This is a genomic window from Microbacterium luticellae (assembly GCF_050408645.1).
GTDB lineage: Bacteria > Actinomycetota > Actinomycetes > Actinomycetales > Microbacteriaceae > Microbacterium.
Genome location: NZ_JBNTKE010000011.1, coordinates 1 through 500 on the forward strand (window position 1 = coordinate 1; position 500 = coordinate 500).

Genomic DNA, 500 nt, shown 5'->3' on the forward strand with positions numbered 1-500 from the left:
GCGAGCTGCGTATGCGCGCCAACGGAGGTCGCCTGCACTTCGAGCCTGCCATTTGTACTGATTGTGCCGCCAACCACAGATTCCCCTGAGGCAACGTCCGCCGGTAGCGGCTCACCCGTGAGCATGCTCGTGTCTACAGCCGCTGTGCCAGTAATGATTGTGCCATCAGCAGGAATCGTCTCGCCGGGAAGCACAACGAACACATCGCCAACCTGGAGCTCCGACGCGGGACGGATACTTTCCTCACCGTCCTGCGCGATACGAACATGGGTGGAGGCGAGCTGGTTGAGCGCTCCGAGTACATCACCGGCTTTGCGCCTGGATCGGGTTTCAAAGTAACGGCCTGCGAGCTGGAACGTCGTCATTCCCGCGGCAACATCGAGGTAGATCGAGTTCGCGCCCTCAGGTGCGATGCCGAATCCAAGCCAGTACCCGGCGCCTTCGACCCCAACCCCGAAGAGGAGCGTGACGACAGCCCACCCGAAGGACGCGGCGATACC

At 62.0% G+C, this 500-nt stretch carries 1 protein-coding gene; it reads right to left on the bottom strand.

The window, feature by feature from the left end:
* Positions 1–500, bottom strand: a 500-nt coding sequence (locus ACQUSW_RS13710) for a P-type ATPase actuator domain-containing protein (protein WP_489672327.1), incomplete at both ends; no start/stop codon positions are given.